The 1,402-nt window shown below is 55.2% G+C and carries 1 rRNA gene; it reads left to right on the top strand.

The window, feature by feature from the left end:
• Nucleotides 1-1,347: ribosomal RNA gene (locus JCM19037_RS21545) — 16S ribosomal RNA — on the top strand; the annotation flags it as partial.
• Nucleotides 1,348-1,402 lie beyond the last annotated feature (55 nt).

Genomic DNA, 1,402 nt, shown 5'->3' with positions numbered 1-1,402 from the left:
GAGGAAAGGCGGTTTCGGCCGTCACTGTTGGAGGGGCCCGCGGCGCATTAGCTAGTTGGTGAGGTAAGGGCTCACCAAGGCGACGATGCGTAGCCGACCTGAGAGGGTGATCGGCCACACTGGAACTGAGACACGGTCCAGACTCCTACGGGAGGCAGCAGTAGGGAATCATCCGCAATGGGCGAAAGCCTGACGGTGCAATGCCGCGTGAGTGATGAAGGTTTTCGGATCGTAAAGCTCTGTTGTGAGGGAAGAACAGTTCGAGGAGGCAATGCCTCGGATGTGACGGTACCTCACCAGAAAGCCACGGCTAACTACGTGCCAGCAGCCGCGGTAATACGTAGGTGGCGAGCGTTGTCCGGAATTATTGGGCGTAAAGGGCACGCAGGCGGTTCATTAAGTCTGATGTGAAAGGCTGTGGCTCAACCACAGAATGGCATTGGAAACTGTTGAACTTGAGTGCAGAAGAGGAGAGTGGAATTCCACGTGTAGCGGTGAAATGCGTAGATATGTGGAGGAACACCAGTGGCGAAGGCGACTCTCTGGTCTGTAACTGACGCTGAGGTGCGAAAGCGTGGGGAGCGAACAGGATTAGATACCCTGGTAGTCCACGCCGTAAACGTTGAGTGCTAGGTGTTAGGGGTTTCGATACCCGTAGTGCCGAAGCAAACGCATTAAGCACTCCGCCTGGGGAGTACGACCGCAAGGTTGAAACTCAAAGGAATTGACGGGGGCCCGCACAAGCGGTGGAGCATGTGGTTTAATTCGACGCAACGCGAAGAACCTTACCAGGTCTTGACATCCTTTGATCGCTCTAGAGATAGAGTTTTCCCTTCGGGGACAAAGTGACAGGTGGTGCATGGTTGTCGTCAGCTCGTGTCGTGAGATGTTGGGTTAAGTCCCGCAACGAGCGCAACCCTTGATCTTAGTTGCCAGCATTCAGTTGGGCACTCTAAGGTGACTGCCGGTGACAAACCGGAGGAAGGCGGGGATGACGTCAAATCATCATGCCCCTTATGACCTGGGCTACACACGTGCTACAATGGACGGTACAACGGGAAGCGAAGCCGCGAGGTGGAGCCAATCCTAAAAAGCCGTTCTCAGTTCGGATTGTAGGCTGCAACTCGGCTACATGAAGCTGGAATCGCTAGTAATCGCGGATCAGCATGCCGCGGTGAATACGTTCCCGGGCCTTGTACACACCGCCCGTCACACCACGAGAGCCAGCAACACCCGAAGTCGGTGAGGCAACCTTTATGGAGCCAGCCGCCGAAGGTGGGGCCGGTGATTGGGGTGAAGTCGTAACAAGGTATCCCTACCGGAAGGTGGGGATGGATCACCTCCTTTCTATGGAGACTTACTCTTCCTGAGCGGAAGAGATAAGATACGCCCTCTCTTACGA

The organism is Geomicrobium sp. JCM 19037 (genome assembly GCF_000698105.1).
Classification (GTDB): Bacteria; Bacillota; Bacilli; order Bacillales; family Marinococcaceae; genus Geomicrobium_A.
This window is presented reverse-complemented; position numbering and strand designations above follow the sequence as displayed.